Here is a 24680-nt window from a genome sequence, read left to right on the forward strand (position 1 = left end):
GTTTGCGGTAAATCCGTATCTGTTTATAGACATCTACAGTTTACACGGTAAATCCACGTTTTTACATTCATTCGTGGAGGTCGTTTCATATTGTCTTACGTACGAAGATAAAGTCGAGATGTATCGACTTTGGAAAGAAGATCATTACAGTTTAATAAGACTTGCAACACTATTTAAATGCGACAGAACCTCAGTGACCTACATAGTAAAGCTAATTGATATTCATGGAATATCTGTAGTTCAGAAAAAGAAAAATAGGGAGTATTCAGCAGAATTTAAGGAAGAAGCAATCCGGAGAGTTTTGATACAACATGAAAGTATAAAACAAGTTTCGTTGTCTCTGGCGATTCCGAGCAAAGGTACATTGTCATTATGGATTAAGTCTTACATAGAAAACGGTTATAATGTCATCGAAAAAAAGCGAGGACGTTATGGCCAAAAAGAATCAGCCGAAGACAGAATCAGAAGCAGAATTACTGAAGCGGATACAGGAGCTTCAGAAGCAGAATATGAAACTTTTGATAGAGAACGAATACTTAAAAAAATTAGATGCCTTAATTTCGGAAAGGGAAAAGCGAGAGCAGAAGAGGTAGCACAGGATATCACTGAGTTAAGGCAAGAATTGAAATGCTCTTTACGTTTTATATTAGCAACCATCAACGGTATACCTGATATCCCGCATATGACTCGTTCTGATTACTACTATACGATAAATAAAATCGACAAAGACGAAAAGAATCAAGAGCTTATAGAAAAGATCAAATCAATATATGCTGAACATAAGAAGCGCTACGGCTATCGTCGTATCAGCCTAGAATTGGTTCGTCGAGGTTACAATGTAAATCATAAGAAGGTTCAACGCTTGATGCAAAAATATGAGCTTAGGGGTATTACTCCCAGAGCAAAGTATAAGTCATACAAAGGCGATTTCAATGGTACCGTTAAAAATCTGCTTCTTAACAAGGTTATCGACACAGAAAAACATAAAACATATTACACAAGGAATTTTGCTACTACAGACGTAAATCAGAAATGGACCACCGATGTATCTGAATTTCACATCGCAGCGGGAAAGCTTTATCTGTCCCCGATTTTGGATATGCACAATGCAGAAATCGTATCTTTCAATATTTCAAAATCACCGAATTTCATTCAAACAACGGATATGTTGAAAAAAGCGTTTCAAAAACATCAAAAACTTGAAGGGCTTATCTTTCATTCTGACCAAGGATGGCAGTACCAAATGTTCGAGTATCATTCCATGCTCAGAGAAAGAGGTATCATTCAGTCGATGTCTCGCAAGGGTAACTGCTATGACAATAGCATTATGGAAAATTTCTTTGGAAAAATGAAAAACGAGATGTTTTATGGACATGAATATGAGTTTAACACTCTAGACGAACTTAAAGATGCGATGGAGAAATATATCCATTATTACAACAATGATAGAATACAGAAAAAATTAAAAGGCCGAACTCCTTGTGAAGTAAGAAATTCAGCCTTAGAATAAGCATAAGTTTTATTTGTTCAACTTATGGGGAGCACTCCAATCACTTGATTGATAACGGGGTTCATACTATTTTCCGGATGTCCATCTTCACGATATCCGCTATGCCAATGCATCTTTGCTCATCAATATGGGAGTACCGGTAAAGGTTATTTCAGAGCATCTCGGCCACTGTGATACCAGAACCACGGAAAACATCTACGCACACATTTTCAGTGAAACTCTGGCACAGACATCCGATGCCATCAGCAGAGCACTATCTGACGACAGGAAATTATCCTGATACATTTTTGCCCCTTCAGACACAGAAAACACCGAGGTAAAAATTCAGACACAGAATGAAAGGACATTTGGTGTTTACTAGGTGTTTACTTGGTGTTTAAAGGGGCTAAACGAAGCAATATGATCCTCAACGATATACAAATTCACTCACCACGATACCGCATGAAACGGGCATTTTTCAACGATATGCAACGATATGAATGACCATCAGATACGCTCGAGAAGGAGAACTTATATACCGCAGGAATGCCGATAAACCGCGTTTTACGGCACTTCCGAAAGGTTTTTGGTGTTTGTTTGGTGTTTAAATACTGCACGATATCACTACACACAGTGTTATACAACTTTTATAGAAGAATCCATATCGTCATCTGACAAACAAGCATCAAAATCCACAACTGCCAGCATAAAACCAAAAAAATCTCCCGTTCCCATAAATCACGGGAACGGGAGACTGCAGAAGGGAAAGCTGCTCCCCGCCACCATTAGTCCTTAATGTACTTCATGATGGTTTCCGCATTTTCCTCAAGGAAGGTATCAAAAAGCTTCAGTCTGATATTATCTTCATCATCAGATTCCATGTGAACCATGTCTGATGAAACATCATCGCCGGATGCATTGTAGAACGTATAGCTGAATGCCACACTGTTCTCGCCCATTGATTCCCTGATGACCTTTGAATCTTTCTTATATACGATTTCATCCATTTCAATCATATTGTCATCATCAGCCTCTCCCTGAAGAGGTGACACGCTGAATAAAGGAATAATCCTGTCACCCGGTGTAAGGCGTACGTTACTGCGAATCGGCAGACCTTCATCGTTATATGTCTGCATACCGATAATTCTGTATTCCCTATCCTTTCGGTCATAAATTATTTCCATCATATATTCAGTACCGTTAAGCTTAATCGGACTTTCATAGAAGATATAGTCATCGGTTGAGTTGACGACGTTGACTGAAAGCGGATTGCCGTCAAGACAGATCCAGGTATTATCAACGTTATCCGTGAATATTCCCTTTTTCCAGTCGGCTTCAAGAGTTTCATCAAAACCGAGTACCACAACGGCTCCGTCAGGATTATCATCAGAAGGGAGAATAATCATCATGTGGGCGATATCCACACGGCTCACTTCGGCAAGCTGTTCAGCTGTCAGCTGCACATAACTGTGTCCCTGACTGTTGAATTTCGGCATGATATTCTCTATGCTCTTGAACTCCGGAGTAAGCTTTCTGTTACCTGCTGACAATTCCAGGGCATTGCTGAACCCGCCTGTGAGACCAGAAGCCACGGCTGAAGCCGCATCGGAAGTTGCCGTGGATGATCCGCCGGTTGCATTCACGACATTAAGAAGACCTCCGAGAATACCGCCGCCGTTTTCGTCAGCTTCATCCTCGTCATCTTCCTCGTCATTGCCATAATCCTCATCCTCTTCATCATAACCTTCTTCATCCTCATCTTCAGAAGAAGCTGCGGTTCCGGATCCGATACCGGATGATGACTGCTCAAGACCGGCAAGCATGGAAAAATACTCCTTACCGTTCTCTCTGTATGCATCCAGATATCTGACAACGTCATCATCAAGAACATTAAGAATGTCACCGAATATCTTTGCAAAGCCGGTATTAACGTTGTGCTCAAGGAAGAAGGCGTATTTGTCCACGTCCTTGCTTACGGGATAATACATGGCAAGGCCTGAGCCCTTTCTGTACCTGCCGTTTCTCTTGTAAACCACGGTACTGTCAAGGTTCCTGAGAACCTCGTCCGCCTTCTTGGAATCATATCTGCTGAGCCCTTGGACAAACTGCCCCATATCGAGACTTTCAGGACAGTTCGGAGCCTTTTTGGTGAAACCGTAGGACTGTACGTCTCTCTGAGCCATGCGTTCAACATAGTTTAACTGCTGTCTGTTGCTTAAAACCCTGCTGCCGACAGCTTCGGAAAAATCCATCACGGAAACGGCAAGCTTCGGGAACCGGTTCAAATCAATTACCGACAGCGTAGTGGTTTCAATATCCTGACTGCTCATAAAATCCGCATAACTGTCGACCACGGCTTTGCTTACCTCAAGCGGAGTCATCTTCGGTTTTTTTACCAGTTCGGCAAGCCATACGTCATAGCTCCATCCGGCACCGTGTTCCAGTTCTTCAGAAGCAATCATGTAATCGGCAAAAGGACTGAGAAGGGAAGCCACGTTGAAATTCGCCATCAGACAGGCATCAAAACCAATGATGTCAAAATACTTAAATGCCCTGTCACCAAAAGCATTGCTCATGGCCACATGTACCTCATCCATTTTAAGGAAGGAGTTCTGATACAGCTCATCATAACCGACACCGCCGGCTGGACCGCCGCCGTGATTCCAGAGAATCAGCATCCTGTGTTCGGCATCATAGCGGGAATCACCCCACTTTATAAAATCCGTCAGCGTTTCAGCATCACCCATCGGCCTGTTCTTAACTGCGTCCAGCTTGACAAGCTTTCCGTTCTCAACGGTGTATCTTCCAAGTTCACTGCAGGATATTTTGCCGTGCCACTTTCTGGCACCTCCGGTTTCCACAAGAACCCTGACATTTTTGCCCGGCTTGGCTTCAATGATCTCATTCAGGTCACCTGAGGCCGCTCCGCCGTCAGACTCAAGATCACTGCCTACCAGATAAATATACACAAGCCAGTCACTTTTCTGCTTTCCTGCGGCCTGACAGATAACCGGATACATTCCGGAAATCATGAATAGGGCCAGAATCAGAAGCAGCTTCTTAAAATAAACATGAATCATAATGCTACCAAATATTAAGTCCCGCTATAAATCACATACAGTAATTACAGCGCCCATTATAGACAAAACCAAAGCTTAAAACCTGAACTGAATGCAACTCTCTTAAAAATACGTATGCAGAAGAACCTTTTTTAAAGCAAAACCCCGTTCGGACACAAAAAAACCCGGAACAACTCTGATGCCCCGGGTTCATGCATTCAAAAAAGGTTACTGATTAGGCGAGGAGCTTATCAAGTTCAGCGCTCACTTCGCTAACCTTCTTGGTACCGTCAACCTTGATGAACTTGCATTCGTTCTTTTCAGCCTTTGCAGAATAGAATGCAACTAAAGGTTCGGTCTGTGAGTGATATACGTTCAGACGGCTGCGTACGGTAGCTTCTTCGTCGTCCTTGCGGATTACGAGATCTTCACCGGTAACGTCATCCTTGCCTTCAACCTTTGGAGGATTGAATACAACGTGATAAGTACGGCCTGAAGCAAGGTGAACGCGACGACCGCTCATGCGCTTAACGATTTCTTCATCAGGTACGCAGATTTCAACAACGGCATCAATGCTGATGCTGTTGGCGTCAAGAGCTTCAGCCTGAGGAATGGTACGTGGGAAACCGTCAAGGAGGAAGCCGTTGGCACAGTCAGCCTGGGCAACGCGATCCTTAACAAGACCGATGATGATGTCATCAGATACGAGCTGGCCCTTATCCATAACTTCCTTAGCCTTAAGACCTAACGGAGTACCTGCCTTGATTGCTGAACGGAGCATGTCACCGGTAGAAATCTGAGGGATACCGAACTTCTGCATTAAAAACTGAGCCTGAGTTCCCTTTCCTGCACCAGGAGCACCTAAAAGAATAATACGCATGAGTAATACCTTTAATCAATAATAAAAAAAACAGCGATACGGAATCGCCACAAAAAACCATTCACATTATAAGCAAATAGAACAAACCATACAAGCTGACAGACGGATTAAAAACCTTTTTGGGAAGAATGTCAGCCACCGCGGAAGAACAGTTTTTCACGCCGTAAAAGGAATGTTTTCCATTTACCAAAATTAAGCCGCACGGCTCAGGCATAACCGTACGGCTTCCATTTCTGCACGGCTGCGGGCACAGCCCCCGCTCAGCCGTCATCCCGCAACTACGCAAGGAGTAATGAGTTTACAAGCTTAACGTAGGCAACAGGATCCTTAAGACCGCGCTGATCCGCAAGCAGAGCCTGATCCAGAACCAGTTCAGCCCAATTTTTAAACTTCGCTTCGTCGGTTTCGGCGCTCATCTTCTTGATGATTGCATGGTCTGGGTTGATTTCAAGAACAAACTTTTCCTCAGGAAGCTTCTGACCTGAAGCTTCAAGAAGTCTGCGCATCTGTGCGGTAAGCATTGCGTTGCCTTCGCTGATTACGCAGCTTGGAGTATCAACCAGACGGCCGGAAACCTTAACCTCGCTGACGTTTTCACCGAGAGCATTCTTGATTCTTTCAAGGAGATCCTTGTTTTCGGTAGCCTTGGCTTCCTGTTCTTCCTTTTCAGCCTTATCTTCGAGTTCGCCGAGATCAAGGTCAGCTGAACATACGTTGATGAACTTCTTATCCTTGTATTCGGTAACCTGGTTCATTACCCATTCGTCAACACGTTCCCACATGAGAAGAACTTCAACGCCCTTCTTCTTAAGGGTTTCGAGGTAAGGACTTGCAGCAGCAGCCTGATATGATTCAGCGGTAATGAAGTAGATATTCTTCTGCTTTTCAGGCATGCGTGAAATATAGTCATCGAGTGAAACGTTCTGTTCACTGCCGCTGTTGGCGGTTGATGCGAATCTGAGCAGACCGAAGATTTCATCACGGTTTTCCCAGTCTTCAACAAGACCTTCCTTGAGTACTGAACCGAACTGGGTCCAGAAAGTCTCGTACTTGGTCTTGTCATCATCCTTGGCAAGCTTGGCAATCATCTGTAATGCCTTCTTGGTGCATGCCTTCTTCAGCTGAGCACTGATCTTGTTACTCTGAAGAATTTCACGGGATACGTTAAGAGGAAGATCGTTTGAATCCAGAACACCCTTTACAAAACGTAAGTATCCAGGCATGAACTGATCAGCGTCATCCATGATGAATACTCTCTGTACATAAAGCTTTAAGCCATGCTTCTGTTCTCTGTTGAACATATCGAAAGGAGCACGCTGCGGAATGTACATAAGGCTGATGTATTCCTGACTGCCTTCCACACGGTTGTGGGTCCAGGTAAGAGGATCCTGGTAGTCATGAGATACGTGCTTGTAGAATTCCTTGTATTCGTCGTCAGTCACGTCCTTAGGATTCTTGGTCCAAAGGGCCTTGGCATCGTTAACCTGCTTCCACTCGGTATATTCTGCTTCTTCCTTCTTGTCGTCCTTGTCATCGCTCTCAGGCTTTACGGTTTCAAGCATCTGAACAGGTACGCTGATATGGTCTGAATACTTGCTGATATTTGAACGGAGAGTCCAGTCTTCGAGGAATTCTGATTCATCGTCACGGAGACTTAAAATGATTTCGGTACCGCGGTCTGCCTTGGTGGTCTGACTTACTTCAAACTCACCGCTGCCGTCAGAAACCCAGCATACTGCCTCGTCGGCATTTGACTTGTATGAACGGCTGATAACGGTAACCTTGTCAGCAACAACGAAAGCTGAATAGAAACCTACACCGAACTGACCGATAAGCTGTGAGTCCTTTGACTTGTCACCCGTAAGATTCTTGAAGAATTCAGCGGTACCTGACTTGGCAATGGTACCGAGGTGATCAATGGCTTCCTGTCTGGTCATACCGAGACCGTTATCGGAAATGGTGAGTGTCTTCTTATCCTTGTCGGCTGAAACACGAATGCGGAATTCAGGATCATCGCCTAAAACTTCAGGCTTTTCGAGAGAAATAAAACGCAGTTTATCGATAGCGTCTGACGCATTGGAAATAAGTTCTCTTAAAAATACTTCCTTGTTGGAATACAAACTGTTAGCCAGCAGACCTAAAAGCTGTTTAACTTCTGTCTGAAAACCATGCTTTTCAACTTCGCTCATAATACCCTCTGTTATTTATTTCAAATGGATTATTAAAACTAAAAAAACTAAATTGAAAACCGCCCGTTTCTAAAAATGCGATACGGTTTTCCGTATGTCTAGATTCAATATGGGGGTAAAAAACAGGATTTCAAGGATTTAAAGTCAAAACGGGAAAAAAAATATCGGATTACCGGTATCCGAGTGAATTCACAACGGAAATCTCCGTAAGCATGGAAATCTCCGTCAGAAAAATAAAGGAGGTTAGAGCGGGCTTCTCCCGGCAAGGGATCTCATGATTGTTGAACCGTCGATGGATTCCAGTTCCCCGCCGACGGGAATGCCGCGGGCTATTCTTGTGGCAACAACGTTTCTGCGGGCCGCCATATGGGCGATGTAATGTGCGGTGGTATCGCCCTCCACGGTCGGATTCGTGGCAAGAATTATTTCCCTGTAGTTTCCTCCGTCCAGCAGTGTGGCCAGTTCATCGAGACCGAGCTCGGCAGGTCCAATGCCGTCAATCGGTGAAAGATGTCCGTGAAGCACGAAATAGGTACCGTTGTACTCTCCCGTCTGTTCGATAGCCAGAACATCGGCCGGACTTTCAACAACACAGATAATGCCGCTCTGCTGACGTTTTACGTCACTGCAGATTTCACATACGTTACCGTCACTGTATGAACGGCAGACAGGACAGCAGCTCACGTTTTTCATCGTCTCATTCAGCGTGTCTCCGAGACGCATGGCGCCTTCCCTGTTATGGTCAAGCAGATAAAAGGCTATTCTCTGGGCACTCTTCGGACCTATGCCCGGCATAATCTGCAAATCATTAATTAATTTTTCAACCAGTGGACTGAATTTCATGACTCATCGGCTCCGCTGCCGTAAAAACCGTATCAGGTTAATTTCTCGTATCTGCAGTGGACTAAATAATCGGAACACTGCAGTGGTGTTAAAAAACGCCCCTTCACTTAAATGACGTAAAGGGACGTTTCGTTATCTGATTCCTCAGGCGCATCAGAACGGGAACTTGAATCCCGGTGGTAAAGGTACGCCGTTGGTAACCTTGCTCATGCGTTCGGTTGAATATTCACTGATCTGACGTACGGCGTCATTGGTAGCGGCAACAATCAGATCTTCGCACATTTCACGGTCATCACCATATGCGGCTTCCGCAATTTCAACTTTGAGTACCTGGTGAGCACCGTTCATGCGAACCTTGACAAGTCCGCCGCCGGCAACGCCTTCAACTTCATGAGCTTCGATTTCATCCTGAGCCTTCTTCATGCGTTCCTGCATCATCTGGGCCTGCTTCATCATGTTGCCCAAACCACCCATACCATTGAACATATCAAATTCCTTTTTAGTTATATTATTTCATAAGAGTTACGGCCGGGACATACCAGCCCCTTCGGTTCAAAAATCCGTAACCGTGTCATGCCTTTATTATGCAAGATTTTTACAATCTGTCAAACCATGATGGACAAAGCATCCGAAAATTAAGACAGACCTTTTGTTTTAGGCTGAACCAGCTCAATTTTTGCATGCTCCAGATCAAGCCCCAGCATATCACCGAATTTTCTGAAATCAGGATTACCGGTGATATTCTGATATTCCTCATCCAGCGTCTTCTCGTAGCACATCTTATCGAGTTCGTCCGGACATCCGTCAATCACGTCAGCATCCACGAAATCAAATCTTACGGTAATGTCCCTGCCGAGACCGCTGCTGATTTCGGCACTGATTTCCGCAGGTGCCCTTCTGTCCAAAATACCGTCCATGGCCTTAGGCAGTCTGATAATCCATTCGTTCTCACTGCTGCCGAACTCGCGTACACCATTGTTGAGAATGACCATGTTTTCCATGGAAACCCCCGCATTAACCAGATCCCTCGTGTACGAATCCTGTACCTTATCCAAAAGGTCCATAGGCATTACGATCTCACGCCCATTAATCATTCTGCGGTGATGATTTACGTTCTGCTGCTCGCCGCCGGTGTGACTCTGTACTGACGAACTGAGATCCATCTGCGTGTACACCACGCTGTTTACCTTATCGGATTCATCATCACTGTCAGAAGCGAAATCCTCGAATTCCGGCATCGGCACGTCATCAAACTGCTGTTCACCGGCTGAATCACCGCCCTGAATTTCAGGAGGAATAAAAGCACTTCCGGGGATGGCGTAACCGTTAGGTACAGATGACTGATTACGGCCAGGAACTGCCGGAGCAAAATCCGGTCTGCCCTGAACCTGAGGCGGCATAACTCTGCGGCCAGGCTGTTCCCCAACTGGAGATTCGGTTCCTGTTAAGGTACGGCTCTGCCATGAGTTTTCCGTTCCTCCACGCATATCCTGAGCCGGCTGATTTCTGTTTGCACGCTGCCACCCGCTGTCAGGCACCGGTCTTGAATTATCGGGAACGTATGATGCCACCTGAACGGAATCCCGTCCTGCGACCCTCATAACCGGACGCTGAGGTCCGACGGAGGCGGCCACGGCAGCAGTAAGCTTCTGATGCTGAACCGATGAAGGAGCCATTGACTCACTGCCGTTATCTAAACGGCCGGCATAACGGCTGCTGACTGCGGCCTCTGTTTCCGCATGAATGGCACCGGCCAGAGTATTTCCCGGGATCTGTGTCGGACTGACGGAGGCGGTCACGTTCTGAATTCGGCCTGCAAGAGCCGATTCACGCTGTCTGTACTCTTCCTCGCGTTTACGGTTAAGCTGCTTCTGCTCGTTTGCAGTCAGCTTGTAGTACTGATTTTCAATTTCCTTGTCCTGACGGTCAATCTCATTCTGCAGAACGGAAATATAGTCAAAAAGATCCGCATAACCGCGGGCAACGTCACTGCGCATGGCCGAAACAGGAGATGACTGACGCTCCTTCTGCTTCTCGTTTGACTCATTTTCAATTCTGATGGCGTCACGCTGCCTGTTCAGATGATCAAAAGTTACCAGCGGATCGTTAATTTTATCGAGGGCAAGGTCCGGAAATACGACCTTTCTGAAACTACCTAACGTTTTTTTTTTAAATTAAACGCAAGAAGACGCAGCATCGTCATCTCAAAAGCCGCAAGTCCGTCCGGCGCGAAAGGAAGCTCCCTTCTGCCTTCAAGAACAATCTGGTAGTAAAGCTGGATTTCTTCAGGGCTGAACAATCCGGCAAGATCGGCAATGATGTCGCTGCGGAGAGAATAAATGTCGGCACTGCTTCCTGCAACCTGATAAAGCGCAATGTCATGGAATACCCTGGCAAGGCTCAGATGCAGAGTATCAAAATCAGGAGTAACGGAAGCAACAGTATTGAGAACCTTGGACAGTGAGGCTCCATCGTTTGTGGCTATAACCTTGATAATCTCGATAAGATATGAGGAATCAAGAGTACCCACCATATCATAAACCCCGTTAAGGGTTACCTGTCCGCCGCCAAGTGCTATGGCCTGGTCGGTAAGACTGAGGGCATCACGCATGGAACCGCGTGCAGCTCTGGCAAGCTCCACAAGACCGTCTTCCTCGTACTGAATTTTTTCGGAATCAAGAACAAACTTCAGTTGTCCCCTGATGTCATCTATTGACAGGGCCTTCAGCTGAAACTGCAGGCAGCGGGACACAACGGTAACAGGAAGCTTCTGAGGATCCGTGGTAGCAAGAATGAATTTAACGTATTCAGGCGGTTCCTCCAGCGTCTTCAGCAGTGCGTTGAAGGAGCTGGTTGACAGCATATGAACTTCGTCGATGAGATAAACCTTGTAACGGCCGGCAATAGGCTTATACTGAACGTTTTCCAGAATTTCCCTGGTATCTTCAACCTTGGTTCTGGAGGCAGCATCGATTTCAATGAGATCAGGATAGTTACCGTTGGCAATTGCCCGGCAACTTTCACATTCACCGCATGGATGTGCGGTTACGCCCTTTTCACAGTTAAAGCATTTTGCCAGAATTCTGGCGATTGTGGTCTTACCCACGCCTCTGGTTCCGGTAAGAAGATAGGCATGATGAAGCCTGCCTGTATCCAGGGCGTTTATCAGCGCCGCCAGAACATGCTTCTGCCCGACCATGTCCTCAAATGACTGAGGTCGGTATTTTCTTGCCAAAACGGTATAATCTGCCATCTGCCTTTCTCAAAATGAAACTACCGTGATAAACGGTAACATGAAATTCTTATGCCGGCATGGTGAACATGCTTTTTCCATGCTGTTATCAGTGCGGTATATAGCTTATCACTAACACGTAAAAAATCAAAATATAAATGGGCGGAAGGTCAAACATGAGGCGATCCGTCACAGTAAGCTGCAATAGCCGGCTGTTTTATATACGGATTTCAATTTGTCTCCGCCGGGACTCAATCAGTGCCCCGGAAATTCCATTACGGCACGGCTGTCAACGCCATACTTTTCCTTAAGCAAGGCCGTACCGCCGAGATCAGGAAGTGAAATGGCAAAAACAGCACCGGCGATCTCAGCATTAAAACGTCTGATAAGCTTAATCTGAGCACCCACGGTACCGCCTGTGGCAATAAGATCATCGACGATCAGAACACGGTCACTGCTGCTGATTGCATCCTTGTGGATTTCCAGGGTATTGGTACCGTACTCCAGTTCATAATCCTCACTGTATACGTCTCTCGGAAGTTTTCCCGGCTTTCTTGCCATGACAAAGCCGCAACCGAGAAGAACGGCGACAGGAGCACCGAACACAAAACCTCTGGACTCACTGCCCACAACCTTGGTTATGCCGGCATCCCTGTACATATCTGCCATTGCTCTGCAGAGACGGGAAAAGGCGTCGGGATTTTCACATACGGAAGTAATATCCCTGAATACAATGCCCTTTTTTGGAAAATCATTAATAGATTTGACGCAGGATTTCAGATATTCAATTTCGTCCATTTTTAGAGTTCCTCGGTGACACCACTGCCAAAATCATGAAAACTTCAGCATACATAAATTCTATTCTATTAGGAGGAGCAAAAATGTCAAAGAGAAATTTCCTCTCGGCTGAAGCTGCGCACGGTTATCTTCCTCACGTGCTATAATGAGCCCCGTAAAAACTTCCTGCCGCAGTGTCGGCGGGAGTTTTCAGTTTAACGTTCATTTTGCCAGCAGTTAGCACTCAGTATGAATAATTCAAAATATGAAGCCGTTCTGTTTGATCTTGACGGCACCCTGCTCGATACGGCTCTTGACCTCGGCATGGCCACAAGCCACGTTCTGTCCCTGTACGGTTTTCCTCCGATATCCGACGAAACCGCACGTACCCACGCCTCAGACGGAATGAGGGCACTTCTCAAATCCGGAATACCTGAAAGCGAGCATCATAAATACGATTTTGAGGCAATGAGACTGCAGTTTCTGCCCTATTACCACGAACACATAGCCGACAGAACCTGCTATTTCAACGGAACGGCTGAGCTCATCATGGCACTTAAACGACATGGCATTCCATATGCGGTGGTTACAAGCAAACCGGATCATCTTGCATGCAGGGTTCTCGGCAAGTTTCCCGAGCTTGCTGACATCGGCGTGATTGTCGGATGCGACACCCTGCCGGTTTCCAAACCGAATCCTGAACCGCTTTTTTACGCCTGCAGAAAACTGAACGTAACCCCTGAAAAATGTCTCTACGTCGGAGACCATATAAGGGACATTGAAGCAGGTCACAATGCGGGAATGGAAACAGCACTTGCGCTATGGGGGTACATAAAGGACAAGAGCAATCCACAGGCCTTCGGAGCCGACTATGTTGCCGAGGATTTCAGAAAACTGGCTCAGATCATAGGAGTAGAAATCTGATTGCGTTAACCTCGATCAGGAAACAAGATACGGCATGATTCGCACTGATAAAATAAAGGCGCATCACGAACAGTGGACAGTTCGATAATGCGCCCGCAAAAAAAATGCTTAATAAAAATAAAAGTTTAAGGATAAATCAATCACTTTTCACAAAGTCAAGGTGAATCCTTTCGTCTCCACCCACTTTTAATTTTAGTCAGAGACATTTGAAATTGTGTTTTAAAAGTGATACAAAATGTTACAAATTGTTACAGCAACGATGTAACATTTCATTCCGGGTCTGTCAGCAGAATTTCAGAATCTCATACAGCAGATCTCGCAGAACCGAAAGCTTCTCATCAGAAATCTCATATCCCTTTTCGTTGAGAGCCCCGCATACCTGCTTCGGAACATCCTTAACCTTGTCGTAAAGCTTTCTGCCCTCATCTGTAAGACTGACAACAACCAACCTCTCGTCACTTACGCTTCTGTGCTTGATGATATAGCCGTCATTGATAAGCTTTTTGATTACCGGGGTAATGGTGCCGGAGTCAAGATACAGCTTAAGGCAAAGATCTTTAATGGTTATCTCTTCCTCCTCCCATAAAATGAGCATTGTTATATACTGAGTGTACGTAAGTCCCAGCGGCTCGAGATAAGGAGCGTAGTTGTTTGCCACTCTCCTTGCACAGGCATATAAAGGAAAGCAAACCTGGCTTTTAAGTTTGAATGAGTCATCTAATATCATGTCTGTTCCACTCTGTTCATCAATTGTGTATATGGGTCAGGATGTTTTCTTAACTTTTCCGGACGGGAATCCTTCAAAGCACGGCACCGTGGTTTCACCTTCGGCGTTCTGTTAAAAACCGCATCTGCTTTTTAGGTGTCTTACTTATATTCTACAGATAAATTCGAATATTTTCTTTTTTTAATTAAATTTTTTAAATTAAATTTGATTCAATTAAATTTTGTGATATACTGAAAGCATAGAAAGAGGTTATTAAACCTCTCTGCCGTGGAAAAACGTACGGCGTAAGACACAAAACAAATAAACAATACGGGACACAAGAATAAAAACAAGGTCCCACAGGAGATAAATTATGAGTATGGTTATGATAAACAACGAGAACTTCCGCAGTGAAGTTCTTGGAGACAGTGAATTCAAGCTTCTCGTTTTCGGGGCCGAATGGTGCGGTCACTGCAAGGTGCTTAAGCCGAACATCATGAAGCTCGGGCAGGCCAATCCGGATTTAAAAATCTGCCTGCATAACATTGACGAGGCCACCGATGCCGTGGAAGAGTTTCACATCAGCGGCGTACCGTGCCTCGTGATACTCAAGGACGGAAAGGAAGCTGACAGACATGTTGGAGCAATGAGTCTCAGTCAGCTTGAGAACTTTTTAGGGAAAAACCGATAGACATAAATGTCTGATTTTCTCCGGTTTCGAAAACGGCGAAACCGGAGTTTTTTTGTCTAAAAAGCGATTTAAGCATTGAAAAACAAGGCTTTTCCCGTGTATTCACGGCAGAATTCCTTATCCTCAAAGATTTTTGTGTCCATAAACCATTTTTCCTGACCGGAGATGTCTCCGGGATTTTCCGGATCAAGAGCCAGAAAATCATAGAATGTGGACATGGTGAGTGTCTTACCGAAAAGTCCCGGTCCGGTAATGAGCATTACTTTTGAAGTGTTTTCAGCAAAAACGGTCTTTAAAAACATTGACTTATCAACGTAATAACTGTTGCTTTCAATCAATTCATGAAATAATTCTGAACCAATACTTATAGACTTCAAAATTCTGTTCCACCTCTGAGTCTGACACATGCGGACATGTTTCATATAAAGCACAGTCTGGCGCATCTATTAACTAATCGCAGTGAGATACTGTTAAACTTTAACTAAAACTAAATTGAGTAAGATAATAGTGAAAATGCCACATGGCTCTATTTCGCTTGTTTGGATATTTAAGAAAATGTCAAAATGATTTTTTTATTTTCCTAAAAAGATTGGCTGACGCAACTGTAGTCTCTATAAAACACCACTGTTTTTCGATGCGTATAGCAGCTGTATACTTTAATGATGCAGTTAAGCGTGACACAACCTATTGGAATGTGAAACGTGAGGATTTTAGGGTGACTTGTACAGATATAGAAGTCGAAGTCAAACCACGTAAAAAACTAGAAGCTGAAAAGCTCACCACGAAGCTAAAAAATAAGTACAATATCACCTGCACCAAGCCACCATTACCATAATACGGACTTGCGTGACTCAGTAAAATCAGAAGTTCAGAATATCTCCCGAACGGATGCGGAAAAGCCTGTCCCCCATAACCGACTTCATTACGTCAAACGGCTCATCTCCGGTACAGTGACAGGTATAAAACACCGTCCCGTAGTTTAAAAGCTTTTCGGCCATGTTCCTGATTTCTGCCAGATCGGCATCCGTGTATGCCGTTTTCTTTCTGAGATGGAAACCGCTTATTACCGCATCGGGAACGGTTCCAAACCTTTTCACGTATTCACACATGATGTTGAGAATACCGTGATGGGCACATCCGGACATAAGTACCCGACGTCCGTCTTCGTTAATTACCAGACACTGTTCATGCCGGAAGTCGTCCTGCATAAACATGCCGTTCTTCATTACCCAAAGTGTGCGGTTTGCCGAAGGCACCGGCTCTGAAACGCAGATTCCGGAAAAAATCTCCAGTTCGTCATCGATCTGCCGACCGTCTTTAACCGTGACGATCTGAGGATGATCGAAAACGCCCTCGGGAAGACCTATGAATACCGGCTTTTCATGAATTGAGTAATATGAGTCAAAAGCGGATTCCTGAACATAAACCCGTGCCTGACCATTGATTTCCAGAAAAAACGGAAGCCCTCCTCCGTGATCGTTATGGCCGTGACTGAGAACCACGGTATCCACATTCGTTAAATCCACGTTAAGGGCTGCGGCATTTCGCAACAGCAGATCGGAAGCACCGGTATCCATCAGCAGGCGATGCTTTCGCGTCTCGACATACAGACAAAGTCCGTGTTCGGCACCGAGCGTGCAGCCTGATGCCGTATTTTCAACAAGGGTTACTATTTTCATACACGTATTCCGTTCCGGTCGGGACTTACTGATTAATCGTCATCAGGCTCCGCATCCTGTTCCGAAAGCTCACCGTCAGACGTCTCCTGATTATCGTGAAAAACGTGTACGGAAGTCTCCGGCTCATGCAGTGAAGCGTGACAAAACAGGCCGGGATCCGCATCAGGATGCGTACCACCGTTCAGTTCAATGAAATCATAGAAAGGGAGAAGGGTCTCCGGCCCCGACTCTCACTACTTCAACATTGCCGTCCTCAGAAAGGTTTATAACGGTTGTAGGCTGCTCCGCCAGATAACCGCCATCAACGATAACATCCACCAGCTTTCCTATCTTGTCATCTATTTCATAAGGATCGTTCTCGGCCTTCTCGCTGTCCGGAAGAATCAGGGATACGCTCATGAGAGGTTCCCCCATATATCTTAACAGCTCGGAAATAATATTGTTTTCCGGAACCCTCAGACCTATGGTCTTGCGCTTTTCATTCATAAGCTTCTTCGGCACCTCCTTTGTTCCCTTGAGGATAAAGGTGTAAGGGCCGGGAGTGTTGTTTCTTATGAGTCTGAATGCGGTATTGTCAACCTTTGAATACGTGGCGAGTTCACTCAGATCCGCACAGAGCAGGGTAAAATTATGGTTTTTGTCCACATTTCTGATTCTGATTATTCTTTCGCGCGCATCCTTGTTTTCCAGCACGCAGCCGAGCGCATATCCGGAATCAGTCGGCAAAACCGCCACGGCGCCGTCTCTTAAGAGTTCGGCAATGCGCTGTATGTTTCTTTCCTGCGGATTCTTCGGATGAACTACTATAACCTCAGCCATGATGATCAAACCTCCAACCTGAATTTTTCATGATTCCATACGGGATTAACGGCTCCGGCATCAATCCGGCAGCCTCCTATGCTAATATATTTGCATTCTCTGTGAAAATCTGAGCCGAATGAAGCAAAAAGCGCATATTCACGTGATAATACCTGCAGAAAATCACGATCTGCGGGAGACTGCATGCTGCCTGACACCTCCATTGCTTCTCCGCCGGCTTCCCTGAAATCCGTTATGAGCATCCTCAACCACTTATTATTTAGATCATAACAGCGGGGATGGGCAAGAACGGCAATGCCTCCCGAAAGACGCACAGACCTTACCGCATCATCCATGGTGCACCATTTCGGTTTTACGTAGGCCTTCCGTCCCTCTGCAAGATATGATGCAAAACACTTGCCCGGAGTATCGGCAGCACCTATGCTGAATAGATAGTCGGTATAGTTTCCCCTTGTAATTGAGGCATTATTTCCCGCCATTCTTCTGGTTTCCTCATAGGCATTGACGAATCCGCAGGCCTCAAGCTTTTCACCTATGGCCCTCGCCCTCTCGTCCCTTAACCTGCGCTGTTCGGCAAGAAGCTCCTTCAGTGCGGGATGCTTTTCATCGACACAGAGCCCCACGACGTGAATCTCACGCCCGCGCCAGAGAGTGGAAACCTCAATACCCGCAACAAAATGTATTCCTGCCGTTGCTGCCGCAGCTGCCGCACATGCATTGCCCGCACAGGTATCGTGATCGGTAAGAGCAAGCAGCACGACACCTGAATCCGCGGCATGACGCACCAGTTCCTCCGGACTCATTTTTCCGTCCGACGCATTTGAGTGCGTATGCAGATCAACCCTGATACCGGGCATTTCAAATGTCCGCCTCAGTTCCTCATTGATAGTCATCATTACCATTATTTTCCATCGTTACGGAAACATCCGCAACCGGCTCATAAATCAGAAAAACCGGCGGGATGTACCTCTGATACCAGAACGTCTGATACCAAGAATCCGGCCGGAATTTTGAAATGCACGTGCGGATTCACCGCTGGTGCATCCAGACACTAAAACTTTCTGCGTCCAGACAGAGTAAAACAGGAGGCAGCAATAAGCATCAGAAGACCTCCTATACCGAGACTGCCGCCGCGCTTTGTTGAATAATTCTTTACGACTGCTCGATTATAGGTAACCTTTCTGCTCTCGTTCACGATCTGTTCTCCGGTATCCCCGTCAACAATGAATGCATCTTCGGACGGCTTCAGGAGCACGGACTTAACCGTAGCATTAATACTGTTATCCCAATCGCTCTTGGTGTCATATTGGAATGCGGTTGCATAGATTACATTGGAATTATTTATGTCCACCGCCCATTGGATGTGATAGTACTTACCGTCTTCTGCCTTACAGTCTGTATTGCCGGCCTCATCCTTATGGCAGATAAAGTCATTGATGTAATGATACTTACCGGCATTGATATCGTAGAACAGCGCCTCGGTATCCCTGTAGCTGCCGCCGACAACCGCACGAGTATCGTTACGCCTGTCAGTCCATCCGACAATAAAATTGTTGTCGTTGATGGCAGCACCTTCGGAATTCACACCGCCGAAAGGATCATTGTAAAGAGGGTAACTTACCGTATCAAAGCTACCGTCATCATTCAGTCTGGTATAGGCAAGATTCATGGCGTAGTTACTGTTCTTTGCCTTTGCAAGCTTTCTGTTGGCCAGAATATAGCCGTTGTCATTGGCCCCGACAGTCCATGTGTATTCATTCCAGTTGTCCTGGTTGCCCGGACGCGCCATTCCCGGATATTCACTGACGGTTTCATAATTCACAGTATCGCCGTCAAGCCCCAGTTTCCAGTAAACGGCGGTATTTGAAGGATTTACCGCTCCGCCCCAGTCATTGGTAACTGAATAACCGAGTGCATACAAATCATCACCTTTTTTGATGAATGACGTTACTGCTGCGGAAACCATTGCCGTAGGGTTGGTGGTATAGTCTATGTAGCTTTGGGTCTGCTGTCCGGTAATCTCAGCCCCATCCGGATCCCTGTCCGGATCTATGACCCAAATGGTCGCCTGCATCTTATGCCCAGGACAGAAATGATAACTGCCGTCTGAGTCATCATTGCCGGCATAACAGTTATAGAAGAACTGCTCCTTCGCACTCGGGAAGTTGCTGTAGCCGCCAACAAGGATTCGGCCGTCATCAAGCTTCACGAACCCAAGGGCTGATGCGTAGCTGCCGAGAATGTAACCGTCTTCCCTGTCGATAACGGGACTCTTCAGTATAAAGGTTTTATTGTTGAATTTGGCTATGCCGTATGAGGTCGGATTGGCATAGGAGGAAAGTGATGAATCATAGTCATAACGGTAGCCGACTCCTTCCGATGCATCATTACCCAGACTGGTATAGATAACGTCGGTGTCATCAGCGATGGTCTGGTTAAGGAAAGACTTCAGATTCGGAGTTCCGTTATAAAGACTGTATCTCCACGCTTTTGCCATGTTGGCACCGTCCCAGAGGGCATCACAGTAACTGGAGCTTATTCTGTTTCCGCGACAGCTGAAGTGACGATACATCTTCTGCCCCAGATCCACCTGATGCGGAGGAAGGTTGAAAAACGAGAAAAAATCAAACTGTTCATAAAGTCCGACCACGTCAGGTGATTCCCCCTCGCCCATTGACACGGCAAACGGGCCGTAACCAAATGAGGTGGCCGGGATGTCCAGGGCTTTGATTGAATACATCGGCGTAGCAGATTCATTCTGAGCATCCGCAGCAGCATAACCTGCTGCAAGACATCCCGCTATCACAAAAAACAGTCTTTTAATTTTCATCATAATCCTTTATCCATCCAATGCTCTTTTCCTCGGATTCCGCCAGCAGCGGGATCCTGTCGTCATGCATTATTAATTTTTTCCAATTCTTCCCAGCGCTGATACAGATGTTCAAGTTTTTCAGTCAGGGAATTGTACTCCTGCTGAATTTCCTTTCTGTAATCCTCAGAACTTGTTCCGTAGTCCGCTCCCACAAAAATACCTTCTATTTCCTGAATTCTGGCATCGGTATTTTCAATCTCCTGCGGAAGCTGCTCAAGCTCTCGTGCTTCCTTAAAGCTTAATTTTCTCTTACGCTCTCTCGGAGGCTGTGCCGGTTCCTGCTTCTTTACCGGTTCAGCTCCTCCGGTTTTCCGTTCTCCGGCATTGGACAGTTCCATGCGGGCTAAAGTTTCCTTAAGGTCGGTGTAGCCGCCCACATTTTCAAAAATTTTTCCGGAACCGTCAAAATACCAGGTATCGGTGGCAACGTTATCGATGAAATAACGGTCATGGCTCACCACAATAAGGGTGGCCTGATAGTTCGCCAGAAGCTCCTCAAGGAGATCCAGCGTGTCAATGTCCAGATCGTTGGTAGGCTCGTCCAGAATCAGAATATTGCACGGATGCAGGAAAATTCTGGCAAGAAGCAGACGGTTCTTTTCCCCGCCGGACAGCGCCTTGACCGGCGTTCTGGACCTCTGAGGTGAAAACAGAAAATCCTGCAGATACCCGAGAACGTGCTGCTTTCTGCCGGCCACGTCCACCTCTGACTTGCCGTGGGCAAGATTGTCCATTACGGTCTTTTCAGGATCGAGCTGTTCACGGTACTGGTCAAAATAGGCAATCTTCAGGTTTGATCCTAGTTTCAGTCTGCCTGACGTTGGCTGCAGTTGTCCCAGAATCATCTTGATGAGTGTGGTCTTGCCCACACCGTTGGCCCCGACCACACCAATCTTGTCGCCTCTCAGAACAATGGTACTGAAATCCCTGATAATATCCTTTTCGCCGTTGTTGAAGCAGAGATTCTCGGCTTCAAGAACAATCTTTCCGGACATTTCCTTGTCGTCGATGCGCATTCTGACATTACCAAGTCTTGCCCTGCGTTCCTTGTGCTCACGACGCATTTCCTTGAGTCTGCGGACACGGCTGTCAGAACGGGTAAGACGAGCCTTTATGCCCTTTCTTATCCAGGCCTCTTCAATTGAAAGCCTGCGATCGAAATCGGCATTGGCAATTTCCTCAAGTCTCAGAGCCTCCTGCTTGGCCTGAACGTAGGCATCGTAATTGCCTTCAAATACGGAAATCCGACCCCTGTCCACGTCGGCTATGCGTGAAGCCACTTCATTTATGAAACTTCGGTCGTGGGAAATGAACACCACTGCTCCGCGGAATGAGGCGATAAAATCCTGCAGCCAGATTATTGACTTGATGTCTATGTGGTTGGTAGGTTCGTCCAGAAGGAGCAGATCCGGTGAGCTTACAAGTGCTCTTGCAAGAGCCACCTTGCGCAACCAGCCTCCGCTCAGTGATGACATCATCGTTTCCGGAGCCAGACCTACAAGATTCAGCAGACGGTAGATTTCGGTGTCATAATGCCAGCCTTCATCCCTGTCAAGGGCACAGCTTATTTCAGCAAGCTCGGCACTGGTATCGGAACCGTCTGCGGCATTGATGAGAATGTAGTATCTCGAAAGAAGACTTCCGATCCCCGGAATGCCCTCAGCCACGTAGCAGTATACTGGAAGATCAAGATGTGCCGGAGGATCCTGCTCAAGTCTGGCGATTCTTACCCCCTGCTGTACGATGCAGCGTCCGTCGTCAGGCTTTATCAGGCCTTCAATAATTTTAAGAAGAGTGGATTTTCCGGCACCGTTTCTGCCCACAATGGCAATGCGATCCTTTTCCTCTATGGCAAGACTTGCGTGATCAAAGAGAGGTGCATCGCTGTATGAAAGGTAAATATTGTCTAAAGTTACGAGAGCCATCTGCCTATTCCTTATCTCCCTCACCGCCGACCGTACTCTTTATGCGTCTCTTAAGACGTGGACCGCGCCCCGGCTGTTCCTCATCTCCGGTCAGAACCGGAGCCTCAGGCATGCGCCGTTCCCTTACGTACTCACCGCTTCTGCGGGATGAGCCGTGTCCGCGATATCCTTCGCCGTCACTTCTCCTGCCACGCACTGAAAATTCTGAACGCTCACCGGTTCTTCCTTCACCGGCCGTCTGACCTGAAGTCCTGCCGCGTCGAGCGTCTTTGCGGGTTCTTCCTCCATTATCAGCCCCTGAAGAATCACCCTTCAGATAGTCAACTCTGGTACGCATGTTGGCTGCAGAACCAAAATCTACGGCGGCAAGCTCCGCAGGAATTTCCACATCCCTCACCTTGGTGAGAATGAAGCAGCAGTGAATGCGCTTGTTTCGCTTAAAATCCTCCTGTACGGTCTTTTCGCTCACGTCAGTTACGTCAAAGCCCATGGATACCACTGCTTCCTCATCAAGTCTGAAGCTGCGGTTATTGTTTGAGAATATCAGCGTACCGCCTACATTGAGCTTTCCGGACAGCTTGGCGATGAGTGCGGCATGGTCTCTCTGCACGTCAAAGGTGGCTTCCATTCTCTTGGAATTTGAGAAAGTCGGAGGATCACAGAAAATGAGATCATATTTTCTGCCGGGAAGGTCAAGCCATCTCAGACAGTCAGCCTGCACGAACTGATGATTTTTACCTGAAAAGCCGTTGGCCATCATGTTATCCTTCGCCCAGGCAAGATAAGTCCTGCTCATGTCCACGGTTGTGGTTTCACTGGCTCCGCCAATGGCCGCCGCAACGGTGGCACTGCCGGTGTAGGCAAAAAGATTCAGGAAGCTCTTTCCGGCACTTCTGCGGGTAATCATGCGTCTTACCTCGCGGTGATCAAGGAATAGTCCGGTATCCAGATAATCCCAGAGATTCACGATGAGGGAAGCGTCATATTCCTTTACCAGCATGGTATGTTTTGTTTCATTAAGCTTCTCGTACTGGGAATCGCCCTTCTTGCGTTCTCTCACCTTGACGATAACGTGATCCCCCCTAACTCCGGTAACGGCAACAACTACCTGAATTATGTCCAGCATTCGCCTGTGAGCCACACGGGCATCAACGGAGCCGGGAGCGGCATATTCCTGAATTACGATATAGCTGCCGTAACGGTCAATTGCGGCATTATAGTTCGGAAGATCCGCATCATAGATACGGTAGGCTTCAATGCCTTCCCTTGCCGCCCATTTCTCCAGCTTCTTAAGGTTCTTCTTAAGACGGTTGGCAAATTCCTCGGCAACCTTCAGGGTTGCGGAGCTGATAGTGTATTCACCGTCACCTGAGGAACTCTCATCACCGGTGCGGACAGCCCCGGTCTCACTGATGGTATAGGTTCTGAGCTGGCATTCCAGGGCTCCGTTATAAAGTCTGTACACCCTGTCGGCACGCAGACGGAGACAGCTTAAAAGATCCTCGGAGGAGGAAATGATACCGGCCTTCCAGCCGCCGAACTCCCTCTTGAGACAGGCACCTATGGCCGTATACAGTTCCAGAAGTTCCGGAACGTTACCGAGACGTTCACCGTACGGCGGATTGGTAATTACCATTCCCGGATTACCGCTTGTTACAGGATTCTTAAGGTCATGAAGATCGCATACGCTGAACTTAATCAGATCTGAAAGCCCTGCCCTTTCCGCATTCTGAACTGCTTTTTCAATAACAGTCTCATCACGGTCAAAGCCGTGAAAAACAACCTTTGCATCCTTAAGACGGCGTTTGCCCTCCTCGGCAGTAGCAGAGGCCTCTCTCTTCATGGCGTTGAATGCCGCCGCATCGAATCCCTTAAGCTTTTCAAAGCCGTATGCCGTTCTGAAAAGCCCCGGAGCCATGTTGCAGGCCTTCATGGCGGCTTCAATCAGAATGGTACCGGAACCGCACATCGGATCAATTACAGAACCTCCGGTATAACCGCTTCTGGCGACAATGGCCGCAGCCAGGTTTTCCTTGAGCGGAGCGGCACCTGCCACATTGCGGTATTCACGGCGGTGCAGTGACTTTCCGGAAAGATCGAGAGACACCGTTACGTTGTTGCGTCTGTCCAGATGCGCATTAATGCGTACATCGGGATTCTCTCTGTCCACGTCCGGTCTTGCATCGGTAAGCTTTACGAAACGGTCGCAGAGTGCGTCCTTTATTCTCAGTGCACCGTAAAGCGTGTTGTTTATGAAAGCGTTCTGGCCGTTGAAATCAACGGATATTGTGGCATCATTTGAAAAATAGTCTTCATAATGCAGACTGTATGCACCGTTGTAGAACTCAATGTCGCTGTCGGCATGGAAGGTGCCGAGTGTCAGCAGAACCCTGGTGGCAAAACGGGTCCACAGACACACCTTCACGGCAAGCTGCAGATCCCCGGAAAAAGCCACACCGGCCACCGTTTCCTTCACGGATTCGGCTCCAAGTTCAATCAATTCGTTATTTAAAAGGCTTTCCAGCCCCTTTGGACATGTTGCAAAAAACTTAAGCATTGAGGGTTCTTCTATAACTCGGCAAAACAACAATAAAA

At 46.6% G+C, this 24680-nt stretch carries 19 protein-coding genes and 2 pseudogenes; 5 read left to right on the top strand and 16 right to left on the bottom strand.

From position 1 onward, the window contains the following. Together QZU58_RS01420 and QZU58_RS01425 are read left to right on the top strand one after the other, a co-directional pair. A partial coding sequence (locus QZU58_RS01420) for an IS3 family transposase (protein WP_294494102.1) occupies window positions 1-1510 on the top strand: 1510 nt, incomplete at its 5' end. 88 nt (window positions 1511-1598) lie between these two features. Continuing rightward, window positions 1599-1790, top strand: a pseudogene (locus QZU58_RS01425) (tyrosine-type recombinase/integrase); the annotation flags it as partial. A gap of 484 nt (window positions 1791-2274) precedes the next feature. On the opposite strand, the gene QZU58_RS01430 reads toward QZU58_RS01425, so the two are convergent. From QZU58_RS01430 to apt, 8 genes are all read right to left on the bottom strand, one after another. Continuing rightward, window positions 2275-4569, bottom strand: coding sequence for a clostripain-related cysteine peptidase (locus tag QZU58_RS01430; RefSeq protein ID WP_294494105.1), 2295 nt, complete (start codon window positions 4567-4569; stop codon window positions 2275-2277). 214 nt (window positions 4570-4783) lie between these two features. Further along, a complete protein-coding gene (gene adk, locus QZU58_RS01435; RefSeq protein WP_294494109.1) occupies window positions 4784-5428 on the bottom strand; it encodes an adenylate kinase in 645 nt (214 codons plus the stop codon). 278 nt (window positions 5429-5706) lie between these two features. After that, complete coding sequence (gene htpG, locus QZU58_RS01440) at window positions 5707-7617, bottom strand: molecular chaperone HtpG (protein WP_294494112.1); 1911 nt, start codon at window positions 7615-7617, stop codon at window positions 5707-5709. Between the two features lie 243 nt (window positions 7618-7860). Continuing rightward, on the bottom strand, window positions 7861-8460 hold the full coding sequence (gene recR, locus QZU58_RS01445; RefSeq protein ID WP_294462878.1) for a recombination mediator RecR: 600 nt from the start codon (window positions 8458-8460) through the stop codon (window positions 7861-7863). Window positions 8461-8613: 153 nt separating this feature from the next. Then, complete coding sequence (locus tag QZU58_RS01450) at window positions 8614-8946, bottom strand: YbaB/EbfC family nucleoid-associated protein (protein ID WP_294462880.1); 333 nt, start codon at window positions 8944-8946, stop codon at window positions 8614-8616. A gap of 149 nt (window positions 8947-9095) precedes the next feature. Further along, window positions 9096-10457 carry a hypothetical protein gene (locus QZU58_RS01455; RefSeq protein WP_294494115.1) on the bottom strand — a complete coding sequence of 454 codons (1362 nt, stop codon included), beginning with the start codon at window positions 10455-10457 and terminating at the stop codon, window positions 9096-9098. 158 nt (window positions 10458-10615) lie between these two features. After that, window positions 10616-11713, bottom strand: coding sequence for a DNA polymerase III subunit gamma/tau (gene dnaX / locus QZU58_RS01460; protein ID WP_363174806.1), 1098 nt, complete (start codon window positions 11711-11713; stop codon window positions 10616-10618). Between the two features lie 234 nt (window positions 11714-11947). Continuing rightward, the gene (gene apt / locus QZU58_RS01465; RefSeq protein ID WP_294463033.1) at window positions 11948-12490 is read right to left on the bottom strand and encodes an adenine phosphoribosyltransferase; all 543 of its coding nucleotides are present in this window, start codon (window positions 12488-12490) and stop codon (window positions 11948-11950) included. A gap of 228 nt (window positions 12491-12718) precedes the next feature. Here apt and QZU58_RS01470 point away from each other — a divergent pair, with 228 nt between their 5' ends. Further along, on the top strand, window positions 12719-13393 hold the full coding sequence (locus QZU58_RS01470) for an HAD-IA family hydrolase (protein ID WP_294494118.1): 675 nt from the start codon (window positions 12719-12721) through the stop codon (window positions 13391-13393). A 283-nt stretch (window positions 13394-13676) separates the two neighbouring features. Here QZU58_RS01470 and QZU58_RS01475 read toward each other — a convergent pair whose 3' ends face one another. Continuing rightward, window positions 13677-14051, bottom strand: a complete 375-nt coding sequence (locus tag QZU58_RS01475) for a MarR family transcriptional regulator (protein ID WP_294494120.1) — start codon at window positions 14049-14051, stop codon at window positions 13677-13679. A 421-nt stretch (window positions 14052-14472) separates the two neighbouring features. Here QZU58_RS01475 and QZU58_RS01480 point away from each other — a divergent pair, with 421 nt between their 5' ends. Then, the gene (locus QZU58_RS01480; RefSeq protein WP_294494123.1) at window positions 14473-14790 is read left to right on the top strand and encodes a thioredoxin family protein; all 318 of its coding nucleotides are present in this window, start codon (window positions 14473-14475) and stop codon (window positions 14788-14790) included. A 68-nt stretch (window positions 14791-14858) separates the two neighbouring features. On the opposite strand, the gene QZU58_RS01485 is transcribed toward QZU58_RS01480, so the two are convergent. Further along, a complete protein-coding gene (locus QZU58_RS01485) occupies window positions 14859-15167 on the bottom strand; it encodes an AAA family ATPase (RefSeq protein ID WP_294494126.1) in 309 nt (102 codons plus the stop codon). Window positions 15168-15310: 143 nt separating this feature from the next. On the opposite strand from QZU58_RS01485, the gene QZU58_RS01490 reads away from it, so the two are divergent. Continuing rightward, complete coding sequence (locus tag QZU58_RS01490) at window positions 15311-15625, top strand: hypothetical protein (protein ID WP_294494129.1); 315 nt, start codon at window positions 15311-15313, stop codon at window positions 15623-15625. Between the two features lie 25 nt (window positions 15626-15650). Here the strand turns inward: QZU58_RS01490 and QZU58_RS01495 are convergent, their stop codons facing one another. The 6 genes and pseudogenes from QZU58_RS01495 to rlmKL form a co-directional block, all read right to left on the bottom strand. Beyond that, window positions 15651-16469 carry an MBL fold metallo-hydrolase gene (locus QZU58_RS01495; protein ID WP_294494132.1) on the bottom strand — a complete coding sequence of 273 codons (819 nt, stop codon included), beginning with the start codon at window positions 16467-16469 and terminating at the stop codon, window positions 15651-15653. A gap of 195 nt (window positions 16470-16664) precedes the next feature. After that, window positions 16665-17288 (bottom strand): L-threonylcarbamoyladenylate synthase, encoded by a 624-nt coding sequence (locus QZU58_RS01500; protein WP_294494137.1) that lies wholly within the window; start codon window positions 17286-17288, stop codon window positions 16665-16667. 5 nt (window positions 17289-17293) lie between these two features. Continuing rightward, window positions 17294-18184 (bottom strand): PHP domain-containing protein, encoded by an 891-nt coding sequence (locus tag QZU58_RS01505; RefSeq protein ID WP_294494140.1) that lies wholly within the window; start codon window positions 18182-18184, stop codon window positions 17294-17296. Between the two features lie 155 nt (window positions 18185-18339). Beyond that, the gene (locus QZU58_RS01510; protein ID WP_294494142.1) at window positions 18340-20121 is read right to left on the bottom strand and encodes a DUF3466 family protein; all 1782 of its coding nucleotides are present in this window, start codon (window positions 20119-20121) and stop codon (window positions 18340-18342) included. Window positions 20122-20180: 59 nt separating this feature from the next. After that, complete coding sequence (locus QZU58_RS01515) at window positions 20181-22085, bottom strand: ATP-binding cassette domain-containing protein (RefSeq protein WP_294494144.1); 1905 nt, start codon at window positions 22083-22085, stop codon at window positions 20181-20183. A gap of 400 nt (window positions 22086-22485) precedes the next feature. Beyond that, window positions 22486-24642, bottom strand: a pseudogene (rlmKL, locus tag QZU58_RS01520) (bifunctional 23S rRNA (guanine(2069)-N(7))-methyltransferase RlmK/23S rRNA (guanine(2445)-N(2))-methyltransferase RlmL); the annotation flags it as partial. Window positions 24643-24680 lie beyond the last annotated feature (38 nt).

The sequence above is a fragment of the uncultured Ruminobacter sp. genome, from assembly GCA_902764345.1.
Lineage (GTDB): Bacteria > Pseudomonadota > Gammaproteobacteria > Enterobacterales > Succinivibrionaceae > Ruminobacter.